Genomic DNA, 14,135 nt, shown 5'->3' with positions numbered 1-14,135 from the left:
GCGCGGGCCGGAGCAGTCCGGCCCGCGCCGCGCACCAAGGAGCATCCTCATGACACTGACCTCTGCCCGACTGCTCGCCGCCACCGCCGCCGCGGCCGGGCTGCTGCTCACCGGCGCCTGCGGGTCCGAACCGGCGCGCGTGGCCACCACCGACCTGGTCGGTGCCTGGCACGGCTCCTGCGACGCGGACCTGACCCTCGTCGCGGGCGGCACCGCCACCGGGCGCGCGGTGCCCATCGGCGCCACCCCCACCACCGGCGACCACGGCACCTGGCGGCTGGACGAGGACATCCCCGGCGGCCCGGCGCAGCGCGTCGCGGTCAACCTCGACGGCCAGCACTGGGACAACCTCGACATCAAGGGTGCCGGGGACTCGCTGCGGCTGGTGCTCACCATCGGCGACCCCGACGACGGCAAGACCTGCGACTTCAGCCGGGCCTGACCCGGCGGCGGCGTGATCGCGGCCACCCGGGCCGGTCCGGGTGCCCGCGATCACGCCTGTCCCGCCTGGTGGCATGGGCGGGGCGCGAAGGAGGGCGCGCCGCCGGGCGTGACAGACTGGTGATCGTGTTGCGATGGCTGACCGCAGGGGAGTCGCACGGGCCGGCGCTGGTGGCCGTGCTCGACGGAGTGCCCGCCGGAATCGAGATCACCAGTGGCGCCATCGGCGCCGAGCTCGCCCGCCGCCGCCTCGGCTACGGCCGCGGCGCACGGATGGCCTTCGAGCAGGACGTGGTGACCATCATCGGCGGGGTGCGCCACGGGCTCACCCTGGGCAGCCCGGTCGCGATCGAGGTCGGCAACTCCGAGTGGCCCAAGTGGCAGACCGTGATGGCCGCCGACCCGGTCGACCCGGACGTGCTGGCCGCGCTGTCGCGTAACGCGCCGCTGACCCGCCCCCGCCCCGGCCACGCCGACCTGGCCGGCATGCAGAAGTACGGCCACACCGACGCCCGCCCGATCCTGGAGCGCGCCAGCGCCCGCGAGACCGCCGCCCGCGTCGCCGTCGGCACCGTCGCCAAGGAGCTGCTGCGCCAGGCGTTCGGCATCGAGATCCTGTCGCACGTCATCGAGCTCGGCTCGGTCGCGGCCAAGCCCGGCCTGGTCCCGGTGCCCGGCGACACCGCGCGCATCGACGCCGACCCGCTGCGCTGCCTGGACCCGCAGGCCAGCGAGCGCATGGTCGCCGAGGTCGACGCGGCCAAGCGCGACGCCGACACCCTCGGCGGCATCGTCGAGGTGCTCGCCTACAACGTGCCGCCGGGCCTGGGCACGCACACCCAGTGGGACCGCAAGCTCGACGCGCGGATCGCCACCGCGCTCATGTCCATCCAGGCCATCAAGGGCGTGGAGATCGGCGACGCGTTCACCCAGGCCCGCTCGCGCGGCTCGGTGGCGCACGACGAGATCGTGCCGACCCCCGACGGCGTGAAGCGGATCACCGACCGGGCCGGCGGCCTGGAGGGCGGCATCACCTCGGGCGAGCCCCTGCGCGTGCGCGCCGCGATGAAGCCGATCTCCTCGCTGAACCGGGCGCTGTCCACCGTGGACGTCACCACCGGCGAGGTCGCCACCGCGATCAACCAGCGGTCGGACGTGTGCGCGGTGCCCGCCGCCGCGGTGGTCGCCGAGGCGATGCTCGCCCTGGTGCTGGCCGAGGCGGCCACGGAGAAGTTCGGCGGCGACTCGGTGGCCGAGATGCGCCGCAACCTCGCCGGATACCTCGACAACCTGCTCATCCGCTGAGAGGGACCGCCGTGACCAAGCCGTTGTGCGTGCTCGTCGGCGCGCCGGGTGCGGGCAAGACCACCGTCGGGCAGCTGCTGGCGCAGCGGTTCGGGGTGGCGTTCCGCGACACCGACGCCGACATCGAGGCGGCCGTGGGCAAGCCGATCCCGGACATCTTCATCGACGAGGGCGAGCCGCACTTCCGCGAGCTGGAGTCGGCGGCGCTGGCTGCGGCGCTGGCCGAGCACGACGGGGTGCTGGCGCTGGGCGGCGGCGCGGTGCTGGCCGAGGCCAACCGGGCCCTGCTGGCCGGGCACACCGTGGCCTACCTGAGCGTGGAGCTGTCCGACGCGGTGGCGCGGATCGGGCTGGGGGCGGGACGGCCGCTGCTGGCCCTGAACCCCCGCGCGACCCTGCGCTTCCTGCTCGACCAGCGGCGGCCGCTGTACCAGCAGGTCGCCACGGTCACGGTGGTGACCGACGGGCGCGACGCGGAGGAGATCGCCGCGGAGCTCGCCGACCTGCTGAAGGGCTGAGACACGTGGCGCAGGACATCCGCATCCCGGTCGCCGGCGAGCGGCCGTACGAGGTAGTCGTCGGCGACGACGTGCTCGGCGAGCTGCCCGGCCTGGTCAAGGGCGCGGCCCGGGTGGCCGTGCTGCACCCGGCGCCGGTGCGCGCCTGGGCCGACCGGGCCCGCGCCGTGCTCGCCGCGGCGGGCGTCGAGGTCACCATGGTCGAGGTGCCCGACGCCGAGGCGGGCAAGACCGTCGAGGTGGCCCAGCGCTGCTGGGAGGAGCTCGGCGCGGCGAGATTCACCCGCTCGGACGCGGTCGTCGGCGTGGGCGGCGGTGCCGCCACCGACCTGGCCGGGTTCGTCGCCGCCTGCTGGCTGCGCGGCGTGGCCTGGGTGCCGGTGTCGACCAGCGTCAACGGCATGGTCGACGCGGCCGTCGGCGGCAAGACCGGCGTGAACACCGCCGCCGGCAAGAACCTGGTCGGCGCGTTCTACCCGCCCGCCGGGGTGCTGTGCCCGGTGCCCGCGCTGGCGACCCTGCCCGGCGGGCAGCTGCGCGCCGGGATGGCCGAGGTGGTCAAGGGCGGTTTCATCGCCGACCCGGTCATCCTCGACCTGATCGAGGCCGACCCCGCGGCGGCGCTGGACCCGGCCGGGCCGGTGCTGCGCGAGCTGATCGCCCGCAAGATCAGCGTGAAGGCGCGGGTGGTGGGCGAGGACCTGCGCGAGTCCGGCCTGCGCGAGATCCTCAACTACGGCCACACGCTGGGCCACGCCATCGAGCGGCTTGAGGCCTACCGCTGGTCGCACGGGCACGCCGTCAGCGTCGGCCTCGTGTACGCGGCGCGCCTGGGCGTGCTCACCGGCCGCCTCACCGAGGCCGACGAGCAGCGCCACCGCGACATCCTGCGCTCGCTGGACCTGCCCGTCACCTACCGTGCCGATGCCTGGGAGCAGCTGCGCGCCGTGATGTCGGTGGACAAGAAGGCGCGCGGCCGGGCGCTGCGGTTCGTGCTGCTCGACGGCGTCGGCCGCCCGGTGACCGTCCCCATCGACGACGAGGCGCTGCTGGAGCAGGCCTACGCCGCCGTCGCACCCTGACCGACCGCAAGGGCAAGGAGAGCGCCGCATGAAGGTGTACGTGCTCAACGGGGTCAACCTCGGGCGCCTGGGCACCCGCCAGACCGACGTGTACGGCATGACGTCGTACGCCGGGCTGGTCGAGCTGTGCGAGAAGACCGGCTCGCAGCTAGGGCTGGACGTGCAGTGCCGCCAGACCGACAGCGAGGCCGAGCTGGTGGGCTGGCTGCACCAGGCCGCCGACGAGCGGGCCGCGGTCGTGCTCAACCCGGGCGCGTGGAGCCACTACTCCTACGCCGTGCGCGACGCGTGCGCGATGCTCAACGGCCCCCTGGTCGAGGTGCACATCTCCAACATCCACGCCCGCGAGGAGTTCCGGCACCACTCGGTGATCTCGGCGATCGCCACCGGGGTCATCTGCGGGCTGGGCGTCGACGGATACCGGCTGGCGCTGGAGCACCTGTTCCGGCGGCTGACGGACTGATCACCCCGCCGGGGTGCCCAGGGTGCCGGGGGAGGGCCCGGCCCGGGTGCCGACCGGGGTGACCGCGAACCACCGCCCGTCCAGGCTGTGGCCGAACGTGTCGCCGGGCATGCGGTCGCCGCGGTAGCCGTACAGCGGCCAGCCGGCCAGGGTCAGCTGGTAGCCCCCGTCGGGGCGCAGCACCGAGCCGATCAGCTGCCGGTCGATGCCCTCCACCCGTACCGGGTCGGTCGCGGGCACCGGCAGCCAGGCCGCCACGCACTCGTCCACGCACAGCGCGCGCGACGGCGCGGCCGAGTCCCCGTCGAAGCGGTACAGCACGTACCCCTGCACGTCGATGACGATCGAGCCCAGCGTGTCCGACCGGATCCCGAACAGCGCGGGATGCGGCGGTGAGGCGCGCACCTGCTGCTGCGGCGGCGATGCCGCCGGGGCGGCCGACAGGGTACTGTCGCAACCCGCCAGCACGGCGATGAGCAGGGAAAACGTCACCGCCAGGGCGCGGCGCGCGGCCGGGCCCACCGTTTCCACCGGGTTACTCATCCAATCCTCACGCACGTCGGGGCAGGATTGGCACCTTACGTGAGAGGGAGGGCTGTGCGAACCCCCGCTGGGCGAACCGTGTGGATGCTGACGGCCCTGCTCGGGCTGGCCGCCGTGGCCGGCTGCGACACCGCCGCGCCCGCCGCCGCGCCGAAGGCCGCCTGCGACCGGTCGGTGGCGGTGCTCGGGCCGCTCAGCGGTGACTCGGCAGATCTGGGTGCCAACATCCGCTCCGGAGCCGCGCTCGCGTTCGCCGAGTACAACCAGCGCCACCCCGACTGCCCCGCCCGGCTGCTCGACTTCGACTCCCAGGCCGACCCGAAGCAGGCCCCGGCGCTGGCCCAGCGCGTGGTCGCCGACCCGCGCATCGTCGGCGTGATCGGCCCGGCGTTCTCCGGCGAGTCCGAGGCGGCCGGGCCGCTGCTGGCCCAGGGCGGCGTCCCGATGATCACCACCTCGGCCACCCGGACCAACCTCAGCAAGCGCGGCTGGTCGACCTTTCACCGGCTGCTCGGCAACGACGCGGCGCAGGGGCCCGCCGCGGCCCGCTACATCGACGCGGTGCTGCGCGGGAGCAAGGTCTTCGTCATCGACGACGGAGGCGCGTACGGTCAGGGCCTGGCCGACGAGGTCGCCGCGACGCTCAGCAGCCGCGTGGTGCAGCGGGGCGTGGTCGCACCCCGCCAGCTCGACTTCTCCGCGATCGTCAGCCAGATCCGCTCCGCCGGGGCCGACGTCGTCTTCTACGGCGGCTACTACTCCGGCGCGGGCACGCTGCTGCGCGCCATGCGCGAGGCCGGGGTGAAGGCCGTCTTCGTCGCCGGGGACGGCGTGAAGGACGCGGGCTTCGTCCGCGCCGCGGGCGTCGCGGCGGCCGAGGGCGCCATCATCACCTGCGCCTGCCTGCCGCCCGAGCGGGCGTCGGACGGGTTCCCCGAGCGCTACCGCACCGCGTACGGCCGCGACGCGGCGACCTACAGCGCCGAGGCGTACGACGCCGCCACCATCCTGCTGTCCGGCCTCGAAGCCGGGCACACCGACCGCGACGCGATGGAGCGCTGGGTCGACGCGTACACGGCCGACGGGGTCACCGGCCGCATCCAGTTCACCCCACAGGGTGAACTGGTCGACGGCGTGGTGCTGGTCTGGGCGTACCGGGTCCACGACGGCCTCGTCACCACCGACCAGCAGATACCCAAGAGCTGACCGCCCCCGCACGAGAGGAGCCCGACGTGGCGACCACCCTGATCGCGACCGCTCCACCGAGCACCGCGCAGGCGCTGCACCAGGCGCTGGCCGATGCCCCCGGCGGGGCGTACCCGCTGCTGGAGGCGGCACTGGGCTGGCACGAACTGCGCCCCTCCGGCTGGCACCGCACCGACGCGCCCGCCCGCGCCACCGCCGTCGCGCACGTCGGCACCGAGGCCGCCGCGACCCGGCTGGCCAGCCTGCTGTCCACGCTGACCTGGGCCACCGTCGCCCCGGCCGGGACCGGCTGGCGGGTGGAGGTGCCGATCGGGTCGTACCACCGGATCACCCGGGCGCTGACCGGCGCCTGGCGCAGCCGCGAGCTGCTGCTGGCCGCCCCCGGGCCGAACATGGACGGGCACCAGGCCGCGCTCGGGCTGTGGCGGATGGCGCTGCTGGTCGACGCGCCGGAGCTGCGGCCGGGGGCGCTGGCGGTGCGGGTCGGCTCGGCCTCGACGGCGCAGACGCTGGTGGCGGCGGCACGGCGGCTCGGGCTGACCGCGATCACCGACGGGCCGTGCGACGGCCGCCACGCGGTCCGCCTCATCGGCCGCGACCAGGTCCACCAGCTCCTCGGCGAGGCCACCGGCCGCCGCTGACCGTCAGCGGGTGGGGTCGGGTGGGAGGGTGAGGACCGCTTCGGTGCCGCCCTCGGGGGACGGTTGCAGGCGCAGGGTGCCGCCGTGCAGTTCGGCCACCCAGTGCGCGATCGCCAGCCCCAGCCCGGTGCCGCCCGCCGCCCCGGGCCGGAACCGCTGCCCGGCCGCCTCGTCGTCGGAGATGCCCGCCCCGGCGTCGCGCACCGTGATGACCCCGTCGTGCACCGACAGCCGGATGTCGGCGGGGGCGTCCCCGGCCCGGCCGTGCTGCACCGCGTTGTGGATCAGGTTGCGCAGCGCGATGCGGACCAGGGTCGGGTCGCCGGAGGCGACGGTCGCGGCGGTGTCGGCGGCGGCGGTGTGCGGCGGCTGCACGGTCTCGGCGAGCACCTCCTCGGCGAGCTGGTCGAGGCGGAAGCGCTGCCGTTCGAGGTGGCGCAGGCCCGCGACCAGCCGGGCCCGGGTGAGCAGCGCGGCGACGGAGTCGGTGAGCCGGTCGGTGGCGCCGATGACGCGGCGCAGCGCGTCGGGCTGCGCGGCCGTGTCGGCCAGCGCGGACTCGGACACGGCCCGGATCACCGTCAGCGGCGTACGCAGCTCGTGCGCGGCGTCGGCGACGAAGCGCTCCTGCTGGGTGAGCGCGTCGGCGATGGGCTGGGTGCCGCGGCGGGCCAGCATCCACCCGCCGAGGCAGGTCATGGCCGTGAACGCGGTGCCGCCGACGACCAGGGCCAGCGCGAGCCGCCGGTGCGCGGCCTGCCCGGGGCTGGGGTCGGCGACGGCGATCACGGTCCCGGCGACGGCGTCCGTGTCGGTGTGGCGGAACGGCACCGCGAGCAGGTGCACGATCTCGTCGCGCTCGTCGGTGACGGTGGCGCTGGCGTCCTCGGCGGTGCGCCGCACCTGGCGGGCGGGGGTGAGCAGGGTGTCGGGCGGGATCACGGCCAGGTGCGCCGGGTGGGCGAAGACGAGGCTGAGGTCGGTGCGGTCGGCCTCGTACACGAAGACGGCGGTGGAGCCCTGGGCGACCGCGTTGTCGAACAGCTTGTCCAGGCGCAGCACGCCGGAGTCGTAGTACAGCAGCGCGACGGCGGTGCCCGCGGTGCGGTGCAGGTCGGCGGTGACCGCCTCGTTGCGCTGGCGCTCGTCGACGACCAGGGCGACCGCGCCCATCCCGGCCAGGCCGATCAGGTTCAGGGCCAGCAGCAGGCCGGTCAGCCGCAGCCGCAGGCTGAGCAGGCGCTCGGCGGTCTGCAACTGCCGCCCGGGAGCGGTCGGCGGCCTGCTCGGGCGCCGCCTCATCCGGCCAGGTCCACGCGGTAGCCGCTGCCGCGCACCGTGGTGATCACCGGCGGGTCGCCGAGCTTGCGGCGCAGCTGCCCGACGACCACGTCCACGACGTTGGAGGCGGGGTCGGCCAGCTCGTCCCAGCAGTGCTCCAGCAGGTCGGTGCGGCTCACCACGGCGGGGCGGCGGACCAGCAGCAGCTCCAGCACGGAGAACTCCTTGGGCGTGAACGTCAGCAGCACGCCGTCGCGGCGCACCTCGCGCCGGGCGGTGTCGACCTCGACGTCCCCGGCGCGCAGCACCGCCGCGACCGTGCTGCCCCGGCGGCGGCACAGCGCCCGCACGCGCAGCACCAGCTCGGCGGCGACGAACGGCTTGACCACGTAGTCGTCGGCGCCGGCCTCGAACCCGGCGAGCCGGTCGGTGACGTCGTCGAGCGCGGTCAGCATCAGCGCCGGCACGGCCAGCCCGGCCTGGCGGCGGCGGCGCAGCTGCCCGGCCGAGTCGCCCTCGGGCAGGATCCGGTCGAGGACGAGGCAGTCGTAGTCGTTGACGCTCATCCGCAGGTCGGCCTGGCTCCAGTCGGCGGCCTGGTCCACGGCGAAGCCGACCGAGCGCAGCGCGGTGACGACCACGCCGCGCACCTCAGGATCGTCCTCGACCACCAGCACCCGCACGCGCGCGACGTTACACAGCCTGAGCGGGGGCGGGCCACCCGTGCCGAGCGGCTGAGATCACGGGCCGGTAAACTCGTCTGGTCTGTTCTTTCTCAACTAACTGATCATGTAATGGGAGCATGGCTGTGGCCACCACGAACGACCTCAAGAACGGCATGGTGCTCAACCTCGACAAGGAGCTGTGGGCTGTCGTCGAGTTCCAGCACGTGAAGCCGGGCAAGGGTCCGGCGTTCGTGCGCACGACGCTCAAGCACGTGCTCACCGGCAAGGTCGTCGACAAGACCTTCAACGCTGGCACCAAGGTCGAGACCGCCAACGTCGACAAGCGGGAGATGCAGTACCTGTACCCCGACGGCGAGGACTTCGTCTTCATGGACCTGGACACCTACGACCAGATCCACGTCCCCGGTACGGTCCTCGGCGACGGTGTGAACTTCCTCCTGCCGGAGGCCAAGGTCATCGTCGCGACCCACGAGAGCGCCCCGCTGTACGTCGAACTGCCGACCAGCGTCATCGTCGAGATCACCTACACCGAGCCGGGCCTGCAGGGCGACCGCTCGACCGGCGGCAACAAGCCCGCCACCATCGAGACCGGCGCCATCGTGCAGGTGCCGCTGTTCATCACCACCGGTGAGAAGATCAAGGTCGACACCCGCGACAGCCGCTACCTGGGCCGGGCCTGATGTCCCCTGCGACCCATCGGGGGATGAGTCGTGGCTGAGGCACCGAAGGCGCAGATGCCCGCCCGCCGCAAGGCGCGCAAGCGGGCCCTCGACGTCCTGTACGAGGCCGACCTGCGGGATCTGCCGATCCCGCGGGTGCTCTCGGCCTACCTGGAGCGGATGGAGAGCCCCCGGCCCGAGCATCTGCCCTACGCGGTGTCGCTGGTCGAGGGCGTGGACCGCAACCTGGACCACATCGACGAGACCATCGCCACCTTCGCGGAGGGGTGGACGATCGACCGCATGCCGGTCGTCGACCGCAACCTGGCCCGCATCGGCGTGTTCGAGCTGCTCTACGTCGAGGAGATCGACGACCCGGTGGCCATCACCGAGGCGGTCGAGCTGGCCAAGGAGCTGTCCACCGATGACTCGCCGCGCTTCCTCAACGGCCTGCTCGGCCGGATCGCGGACTACGCGCCCCGCAGGCAGTGAGCCAGACGTGAAAAGAGGCCGCCCCCACTGAGGGGGCGGCCTCTTTCGGTGTTCGGTCAGCTGCCGGCGAAGAACGCCCGGGGGTCGGCCACGAGCACTCCGTGGTCGGCCAGGCGCTCGATCAGCTCGCTGGGGGTGCAGTCGTAGAACACCGCCAGCGCCTGCAGATCGACGGCCCGGATGGACAGCACCCGGCCGTTGTAGTCGCCGCGCTGCTGCTGGATGGCGCGGGCGTACCGCGCCACCGAGGCGAGGTCCTCCTTGGCCTGGTCGTACAGCCGCTCCAGGTCGAGGACGATCTTGCTGGTCGCCTCCTGGCGCGGAGCCGGGCCGTCGGGCAGGAGCTCGCCGACCGGTACGCGGTAGAAGTCGGCCAGCTCGGCCAGCCGGGAGACCGTCACCGCCCGGTCGCCGCGCTCGTACGAACCGACGACGACAGCCTTCCAGCGCCCGTTCGACTTCTCCTCGACGCCCTGCAGCGACAGACCCTGCTGCTGCCGGATCGAGCGCAGACGCGCCCCGAGGGACTTGGCGTAATCAGACGGCATTCCGACACTCCCAGCTGTGGGCCGGGGTGGTTTCCCCAGCGATCGCTACGCAGCGTGACGGTACGGCGATACCGATGCCTTGGTCAAGTGCTGGCTGCCTACTAGTTGAGACAACCTCATCCGAATAGCCTGATCAACTAAGCCGATCAGCCAGGGTGACCGGTGTGAGCTGCGGCTCGTTGCGCACCCTCCGGCGGGTTCCGCACCCCACGCTGCTAAGTTTACTGAGATGACGGTGGGGCGGTTTCGGCCGCGCACCGTTGACCTCGACATCCTTTAACGACCCGTCCAGTGAGGCGGGGAAGGAGGTCTGCCTTGGCGCGCCCAACGACAGACGAGTCAGCAGCAGTGCCCCAGCAGGTGCCCGCGCAGGCACCCTCGAAGATCGTCCTCGCCGCCGCCGACGTGCAGCGTGTCGTGGATCGCATCGCCCACCAGATCCTGGAGAAGACCCAGGGCGCCGGCGACGTGGTCCTGCTCGGCATCGCCACCCGCGGCGTGCCCATCGCCCGCCGCCTGGCCGAGCGCATCCACGCCTTCGAGGGCCGCGAGGTTCCCGTCGGCACGCTCGACATCACTCTTTACCGCGACGATCTGCGCCGCAACTCCATCCGTGCGGTGGGCCGCACCGAGGAGCCGCCCGGCGGCATCGACGGCCGCAGGGTCGTCCTGGTCGACGACGTGCTCTTCTCCGGCCGCACCATCCGCGCCGCCCTCGACGCCATCGGCGACCTGGGCCGCCCTGCCGCCGTGCAGCTGGCCGTCCTGGTCGACCGGGGCCACCGGCAGCTGCCCATCCGGGCCGACTACGTCGGCAAGAACATCCCGACCGCCCTGTCCGAGCAGGTCAAGGTGCGGTTGCAGGAGATCGACGGCATCGATGAGGTCGTACTGACCGCCGGGGTAAAGGACAAGCAGGCATGAAGCACCTCCTCTCCGCGGCCGACCTGGACGCGGCCACCGCGACCGAGATCCTCGACATCGCCACCGAGATGGCCAGCGTCTCCGGCCGCGAGATCAAGAAGCTGCCGACGCTGCGCGGCCGCACCGTGGTCAACCTCTTCTACGAGGACTCCACCCGCACCCGCATCTCGTTCGAGGCGGCGGCCAAGCGGCTGAGCGCCGACGTGATCAACTTCTCGGCCAAGGGCTCCAGCGTCGCCAAGGGCGAGAGCCTGAAGGACACCGCCTGGACGCTCCAGGCCATGGGCGCCGACGCGGTGGTCATCCGGCACCCCGCCTCGGGCGCGCCGCACCGGCTGGCGACCTGGGTCAGCGGCAGCGTGCTCAACGCCGGGGACGGCACGCACGAGCACCCGACGCAGGCGCTGCTGGACGCGTACACGATGCGCGCCCGGATGGGCCGCCTGGACGGGCTGCACGTGGCGATCGTCGGCGACGTGCTGCACAGCCGGGTCGCCCGCTCCAACGTGCTGCTGCTCAACACCCTCGGTGCCAAGGTCACCCTGGTCGGGCCGCCGACCCTGGTGCCCACCGACCTGAGCAGCGCCGTGCAGGTCTCCTACGACCTGGACGCGGTGCTGCCGCAGGCCGACGTGGTGATGATGCTGCGCGTGCAGCGCGAGCGCATGACCGACTCGTACTTCCCCTCGGCGCGGGAGTACTCGCGCCGCTACGGCCTGGACGGCGCGCGGCTGCGCCGGATGCCCTCGCACGGGATCGTGATGCACCCCGGCCCGATGAACCGGGGCATGGAGATCACGCCCGAGGTGGCCGACTCGCCCCGCTCCACCATCGTCGAGCAGGTCACCAACGGCGTCAGCGTCCGGATGGCCTGCCTCTATCTCTTGCTCGGAGGTCGTTCGTGAGCGTCGTGTTGATCAAGGGTGCGCGCATCATCGGCGGTGAGCCCGCCGACCTGCTGCTGCGCGACGGCGTGATCGCCGAGATCGGCACCGGCCTGTCGGCCGACGGCGCGACCGTCGTCGACGCCGACGGCCTGGTGGCCCTGCCGGGCCTGGTCGACCTGCACACCCACCTGCGCGAACCGGGCCGCGAGGACGCCGAGACGGTGTACACCGGCTCGCGCGCCGCCGCCCTGGGCGGTTACACCGCCGTCTGCGCCATGGCCAACACCTCGCCGGTGGCCGACACCGCGGGCGTGGTCGAGCAGGTGTACCGGCTGGGCCAGGAGGCCGGGCTGGTCGACGTGCAGCCCATCGGCGCGGTCACCATCGGCCTGGCCGGCGAGCGCCTGGCCGAGCTCGGCGCGATGGCCGACTCCGCCGCCCGGGTGCGGATCTTCTCCGACGACGGCCACTGCGTCGCCGACCCCCGCCTGATGCGCCGGGCCCTGGAGTACGTGAAGGCGTTCGACGGCGTCATCGCCCAGCACGCCGAGGAGCCCCGGCTCACCGAGGGCGCCCAGATGCACGAGGGCGACGTCTCGGCGCGCCTGGGCCTGACCGGCTGGCCCGCCGTGGCCGAGGAGTCGATCATCGCGCGCGACGTGCTGCTGGCCGAGCACGTGGGCGCGCGCCTGCACGTGTGCCACGTGTCGACCGCGGGCAGCGTCGAGATCATCCGGGTCGCCAAGGCCCGCGGCGTGCGGGTCACCGCCGAGGTCACCCCGCACCACCTGCTGCTCACCCACGTCAAGGCCGAGTCCTACGACCCGGTGTACAAGGTGAACCCGCCGCTGCGCACCGACGCCGACGTGGCGGCGCTGCGTGAGGGCCTGCGCGACGGCACGATCGACATCGTCGCCACCGACCACGCCCCGCACGCCGCCGAGGACAAGGAGTGCGAGTGGGCGTACGCGCGCCCCGGCATGCTCGGCCTCGAAACCGCCCTGCCGATCACGCTGGCGGCCCTCGGCGAGCAGAGCATCGGCACGCCGGCGGAACCGGCGATGTGGGACCTCATCGCCGAGCGCATGTCCCGGGCCCCGGCGCGCATCGCCGGGCTCGACAACCACGGGCACGACCTGACGGCCGGTGCCCCCGCGAACCTCACCCTGATCGACCCCACGGCGCGGTGGACGGTCGAAGCGACCGGGCTGGCCAGTCTCAGCCACAACACGCCGTACGCCGGGATGACCGTGCCCGGCCGCATCGTCGCCACCTTCCTGCGGGGCGTGCCGACCGTGCTCGACGGAAAGGTGCAGAAGTGACGCAAGCGATCCTCGTCCTGGAAGACGGACGGACGTTCCGCGGCCAGGCGTACGGCGCCGTCGGCGAGACGTTCGGCGAGGCCGTCTTCACCACCGGCATGACCGGTTACCAGGAGACGCTCACCGACCCGTCGTACCACCGCCAGGTCGTGGTGCAGACCGCGCCGCACATCGGCAACACCGGCGTCAACGACGAGGACGACGAGTCCGACCGCATCTGGGTCGCCGGCTACGTGGTCCGCGACCCCGCCCGGGTGCCGTCGAACTGGCGCAGCAAGGTCGATCTCGGCACCCGGCTGGAGCAGGCGGGCGTCGTCGGCATCAGCGGCATCGACACCCGGGCCCTGACCCGGCACCTGCGCGAGCGCGGCGCGATGCGCGTGGGCGTGTCCAGCACCGAGACCGACCCGCAGGCGCTGCTGGCGCGGGTGCTGGAGCAGCCGCAGATGAGCGGGGCGGACCTGTCGGCGCAGGTGACCACGCCGCAGACGTACACGGTGGCCGCGAGCGGCGTGCACCGGTACACGGTGGCCGCCCTCGACCTGGGCATCAAGCGCAACGTGCCGCGGCGCCTGGCCGCCCGCGGCGTCACCACCCACGTGCTGCCCGCCGCCTCGACGATCGAGGAGCTGCTCGCGGTCAAGCCGGACGCGGTGTTCCTCTCGCCGGGGCCGGGCGACCCGGCCACCGCCGACCACCCGATGGAGCTGGCGCAGGAGGTGATGCGGCGGCGCATCCCGCTGTTCGGCATCTGCTTCGGCAGCCAGATCCTGGGCCGGGCACTGGGCTTCGGCACGTACAAGCTGGGTTACGGCCACCGGGGCATCAACCAGCCGGTGATGGACCGCCTCACCGGCAAGGTCGAGGTCACCTCGCACAACCACGGCTTCGCCGTCGACGCGCCGCTGGAGGGCGTGGTCGAGACCGGTTTCGGCCGGGCGGAGGTCTCCCACGTGTGCCTGAACGACAACGTGGTGGAGGGGCTGCGGTGCCTGGACGTGCCCGCCTTCACCGTGCAGTACCACCCGGAGGCGGCAGCGGGGCCGCACGACGCCGACTACCTGTTCGACCGCTTCGTCGAGCTTGTTGAGCCGGATCTGAAGCGCAGTGCCGAGCTCATCGAAGGCGGTAAGTGAG

Annotated in this window: 17 protein-coding genes; 13 read left to right on the top strand and 4 right to left on the bottom strand. The window is 73.2% G+C overall.

The window, feature by feature from the left end; translation table 11 throughout:
- The first annotated feature begins 49 nt into the window (after positions 1–49).
- The 5 genes from Cs7R123_RS29190 to aroQ all read left to right on the top strand — a co-directional run bounded on the left by Cs7R123_RS29190 (position 50) and on the right by aroQ (position 3,809).
- Complete coding sequence (locus tag Cs7R123_RS29190) at positions 50–442, top strand: hypothetical protein (RefSeq protein ID WP_212831138.1); 393 nt, start codon at positions 50–52, stop codon at positions 440–442.
- A gap of 125 nt (positions 443–567) precedes the next feature.
- The gene (gene aroC / locus Cs7R123_RS29185; RefSeq protein ID WP_212831136.1) at positions 568–1,746 is read left to right on the top strand and encodes a chorismate synthase; all 1,179 of its coding nucleotides are present in this window, start codon (positions 568–570) and stop codon (positions 1,744–1,746) included.
- An 11-nt stretch (positions 1,747–1,757) separates the two neighbouring features.
- Positions 1,758–2,264 (top strand): shikimate kinase, encoded by a 507-nt coding sequence (locus tag Cs7R123_RS29180; RefSeq protein WP_244872213.1) that lies wholly within the window; start codon positions 1,758–1,760, stop codon positions 2,262–2,264.
- 5 nt (positions 2,265–2,269) lie between these two features.
- Positions 2,270–3,346 (top strand): 3-dehydroquinate synthase, encoded by a 1,077-nt coding sequence (aroB, locus tag Cs7R123_RS29175; RefSeq protein ID WP_212831134.1) that lies wholly within the window; start codon positions 2,270–2,272, stop codon positions 3,344–3,346.
- A gap of 28 nt (positions 3,347–3,374) precedes the next feature.
- On the top strand, positions 3,375–3,809 hold the full coding sequence (gene aroQ / locus Cs7R123_RS29170; protein WP_212831132.1) for a type II 3-dehydroquinate dehydratase: 435 nt from the start codon (positions 3,375–3,377) through the stop codon (positions 3,807–3,809).
- On the opposite strand, the gene Cs7R123_RS29165 is transcribed toward aroQ, so the two are convergent.
- Positions 3,810–4,352 (bottom strand): hypothetical protein, encoded by a 543-nt coding sequence (locus Cs7R123_RS29165; protein ID WP_212831130.1) that lies wholly within the window; start codon positions 4,350–4,352, stop codon positions 3,810–3,812.
- A 54-nt stretch (positions 4,353–4,406) separates the two neighbouring features.
- On the opposite strand from Cs7R123_RS29165, the gene Cs7R123_RS29160 reads away from it, so the two are divergent.
- Together Cs7R123_RS29160 and Cs7R123_RS29155 are read left to right on the top strand one after the other, a co-directional pair.
- Entirely contained in the window at positions 4,407–5,558 is a 1,152-nt protein-coding gene (locus tag Cs7R123_RS29160) for a branched-chain amino acid ABC transporter substrate-binding protein (protein WP_212831128.1), read from the top strand.
- 26 nt (positions 5,559–5,584) lie between these two features.
- Entirely contained in the window at positions 5,585–6,199 is a 615-nt protein-coding gene (locus Cs7R123_RS29155; protein ID WP_212831126.1) for a hypothetical protein, read from the top strand.
- A 3-nt stretch (positions 6,200–6,202) separates the two neighbouring features.
- On the opposite strand, the gene Cs7R123_RS29150 is transcribed toward Cs7R123_RS29155, so the two are convergent.
- Both Cs7R123_RS29150 and Cs7R123_RS29145 read right to left on the bottom strand, forming a co-directional pair.
- Positions 6,203–7,501, bottom strand: coding sequence for a HAMP domain-containing sensor histidine kinase (locus tag Cs7R123_RS29150; RefSeq protein WP_212831124.1), 1,299 nt, complete (start codon positions 7,499–7,501; stop codon positions 6,203–6,205).
- Positions 7,498–8,163, bottom strand: coding sequence for a response regulator transcription factor (locus Cs7R123_RS29145; protein ID WP_212831122.1), 666 nt, complete (start codon positions 8,161–8,163; stop codon positions 7,498–7,500). Before Cs7R123_RS29145 ends, Cs7R123_RS29150 begins: the two co-directional genes overlap by 4 nt.
- Positions 8,164–8,288: 125 nt before the next feature.
- Between Cs7R123_RS29145 and efp the strand changes: the two genes are divergently transcribed.
- Positions 8,289–8,846 carry an elongation factor P gene (gene efp / locus Cs7R123_RS29140; RefSeq protein ID WP_212834628.1) on the top strand — a complete coding sequence of 186 codons (558 nt, stop codon included), beginning with the start codon at positions 8,289–8,291 and terminating at the stop codon, positions 8,844–8,846.
- Between the two features lie 54 nt (positions 8,847–8,900).
- Positions 8,901–9,317 carry a transcription antitermination factor NusB gene (nusB, locus tag Cs7R123_RS29135; protein WP_212834626.1) on the top strand — a complete coding sequence of 139 codons (417 nt, stop codon included), beginning with the start codon at positions 8,901–8,903 and terminating at the stop codon, positions 9,315–9,317.
- Positions 9,318–9,373: 56 nt separating this feature from the next.
- Here the strand turns inward: nusB and Cs7R123_RS29130 are convergent, their stop codons facing one another.
- On the bottom strand, positions 9,374–9,865 hold the full coding sequence (locus Cs7R123_RS29130) for a transcriptional regulator (protein WP_212831120.1): 492 nt from the start codon (positions 9,863–9,865) through the stop codon (positions 9,374–9,376).
- A gap of 348 nt (positions 9,866–10,213) precedes the next feature.
- Here Cs7R123_RS29130 and pyrR point away from each other — a divergent pair, with 348 nt between their 5' ends.
- Genes pyrR through carA form a run of 4 tightly spaced genes read left to right on the top strand, consistent with a single transcriptional unit; the run spans position 10,214 to position 14,134 of the window.
- Complete coding sequence (gene pyrR / locus Cs7R123_RS29125) at positions 10,214–10,789, top strand: bifunctional pyr operon transcriptional regulator/uracil phosphoribosyltransferase PyrR (RefSeq protein ID WP_280517335.1); 576 nt, start codon at positions 10,214–10,216, stop codon at positions 10,787–10,789.
- A complete protein-coding gene (locus tag Cs7R123_RS29120; RefSeq protein WP_212831118.1) occupies positions 10,786–11,694 on the top strand; it encodes an aspartate carbamoyltransferase catalytic subunit in 909 nt (302 codons plus the stop codon). The genes pyrR and Cs7R123_RS29120 overlap by 4 nt, the downstream gene beginning before the upstream one ends.
- Positions 11,691–12,998, top strand: coding sequence for a dihydroorotase (locus tag Cs7R123_RS29115; protein WP_212831116.1), 1,308 nt, complete (start codon positions 11,691–11,693; stop codon positions 12,996–12,998). The genes Cs7R123_RS29120 and Cs7R123_RS29115 overlap by 4 nt, the downstream gene beginning before the upstream one ends.
- Positions 12,995–14,134 (top strand): glutamine-hydrolyzing carbamoyl-phosphate synthase small subunit, encoded by a 1,140-nt coding sequence (gene carA / locus Cs7R123_RS29110; RefSeq protein WP_212831114.1) that lies wholly within the window; start codon positions 12,995–12,997, stop codon positions 14,132–14,134. Before Cs7R123_RS29115 ends, carA begins: the two co-directional genes overlap by 4 nt.
- The last annotated feature ends 1 nt before the right edge of the window (position 14,135 follow it).

It is taken from the genome of Catellatospora sp. TT07R-123, from assembly GCF_018327705.1.
In the GTDB taxonomy this organism is placed as follows: domain Bacteria; phylum Actinomycetota; class Actinomycetes; order Mycobacteriales; family Micromonosporaceae; genus Catellatospora.
Note: the sequence above shows the minus strand (reverse complement) of the source record. Positions and strands in the feature narration are given on the sequence as shown.

Coding starts and splice junctions, on each gene's coding strand:
- Cs7R123_RS29190 (WP_212831138.1), top strand. CDS start 50: ATGACACTGACCTCTGCCCGACTGCTCGCCGCCACCGCCGCCGCGGCC.
- aroQ (WP_212831132.1), top strand. CDS start 3,375: ATGAAGGTGTACGTGCTCAACGGGGTCAACCTCGGGCGCCTGGGCACC.
- Cs7R123_RS29165 (WP_212831130.1), bottom strand. CDS start 4,352: ATGAGTAACCCGGTGGAAACGGTGGGCCCGGCCGCGCGCCGCGCCCTG.
- Cs7R123_RS29150 (WP_212831124.1), bottom strand. CDS start 7,501: ATGAGGCGGCGCCCGAGCAGGCCGCCGACCGCTCCCGGGCGGCAGTTG.
- nusB (WP_212834626.1), top strand. CDS start 8,901: ATGCCCGCCCGCCGCAAGGCGCGCAAGCGGGCCCTCGACGTCCTGTAC.
- Cs7R123_RS29130 (WP_212831120.1), bottom strand. CDS start 9,865: ATGCCGTCTGATTACGCCAAGTCCCTCGGGGCGCGTCTGCGCTCGATC.
- Cs7R123_RS29120 (WP_212831118.1), top strand. CDS start 10,786: ATGAAGCACCTCCTCTCCGCGGCCGACCTGGACGCGGCCACCGCGACC.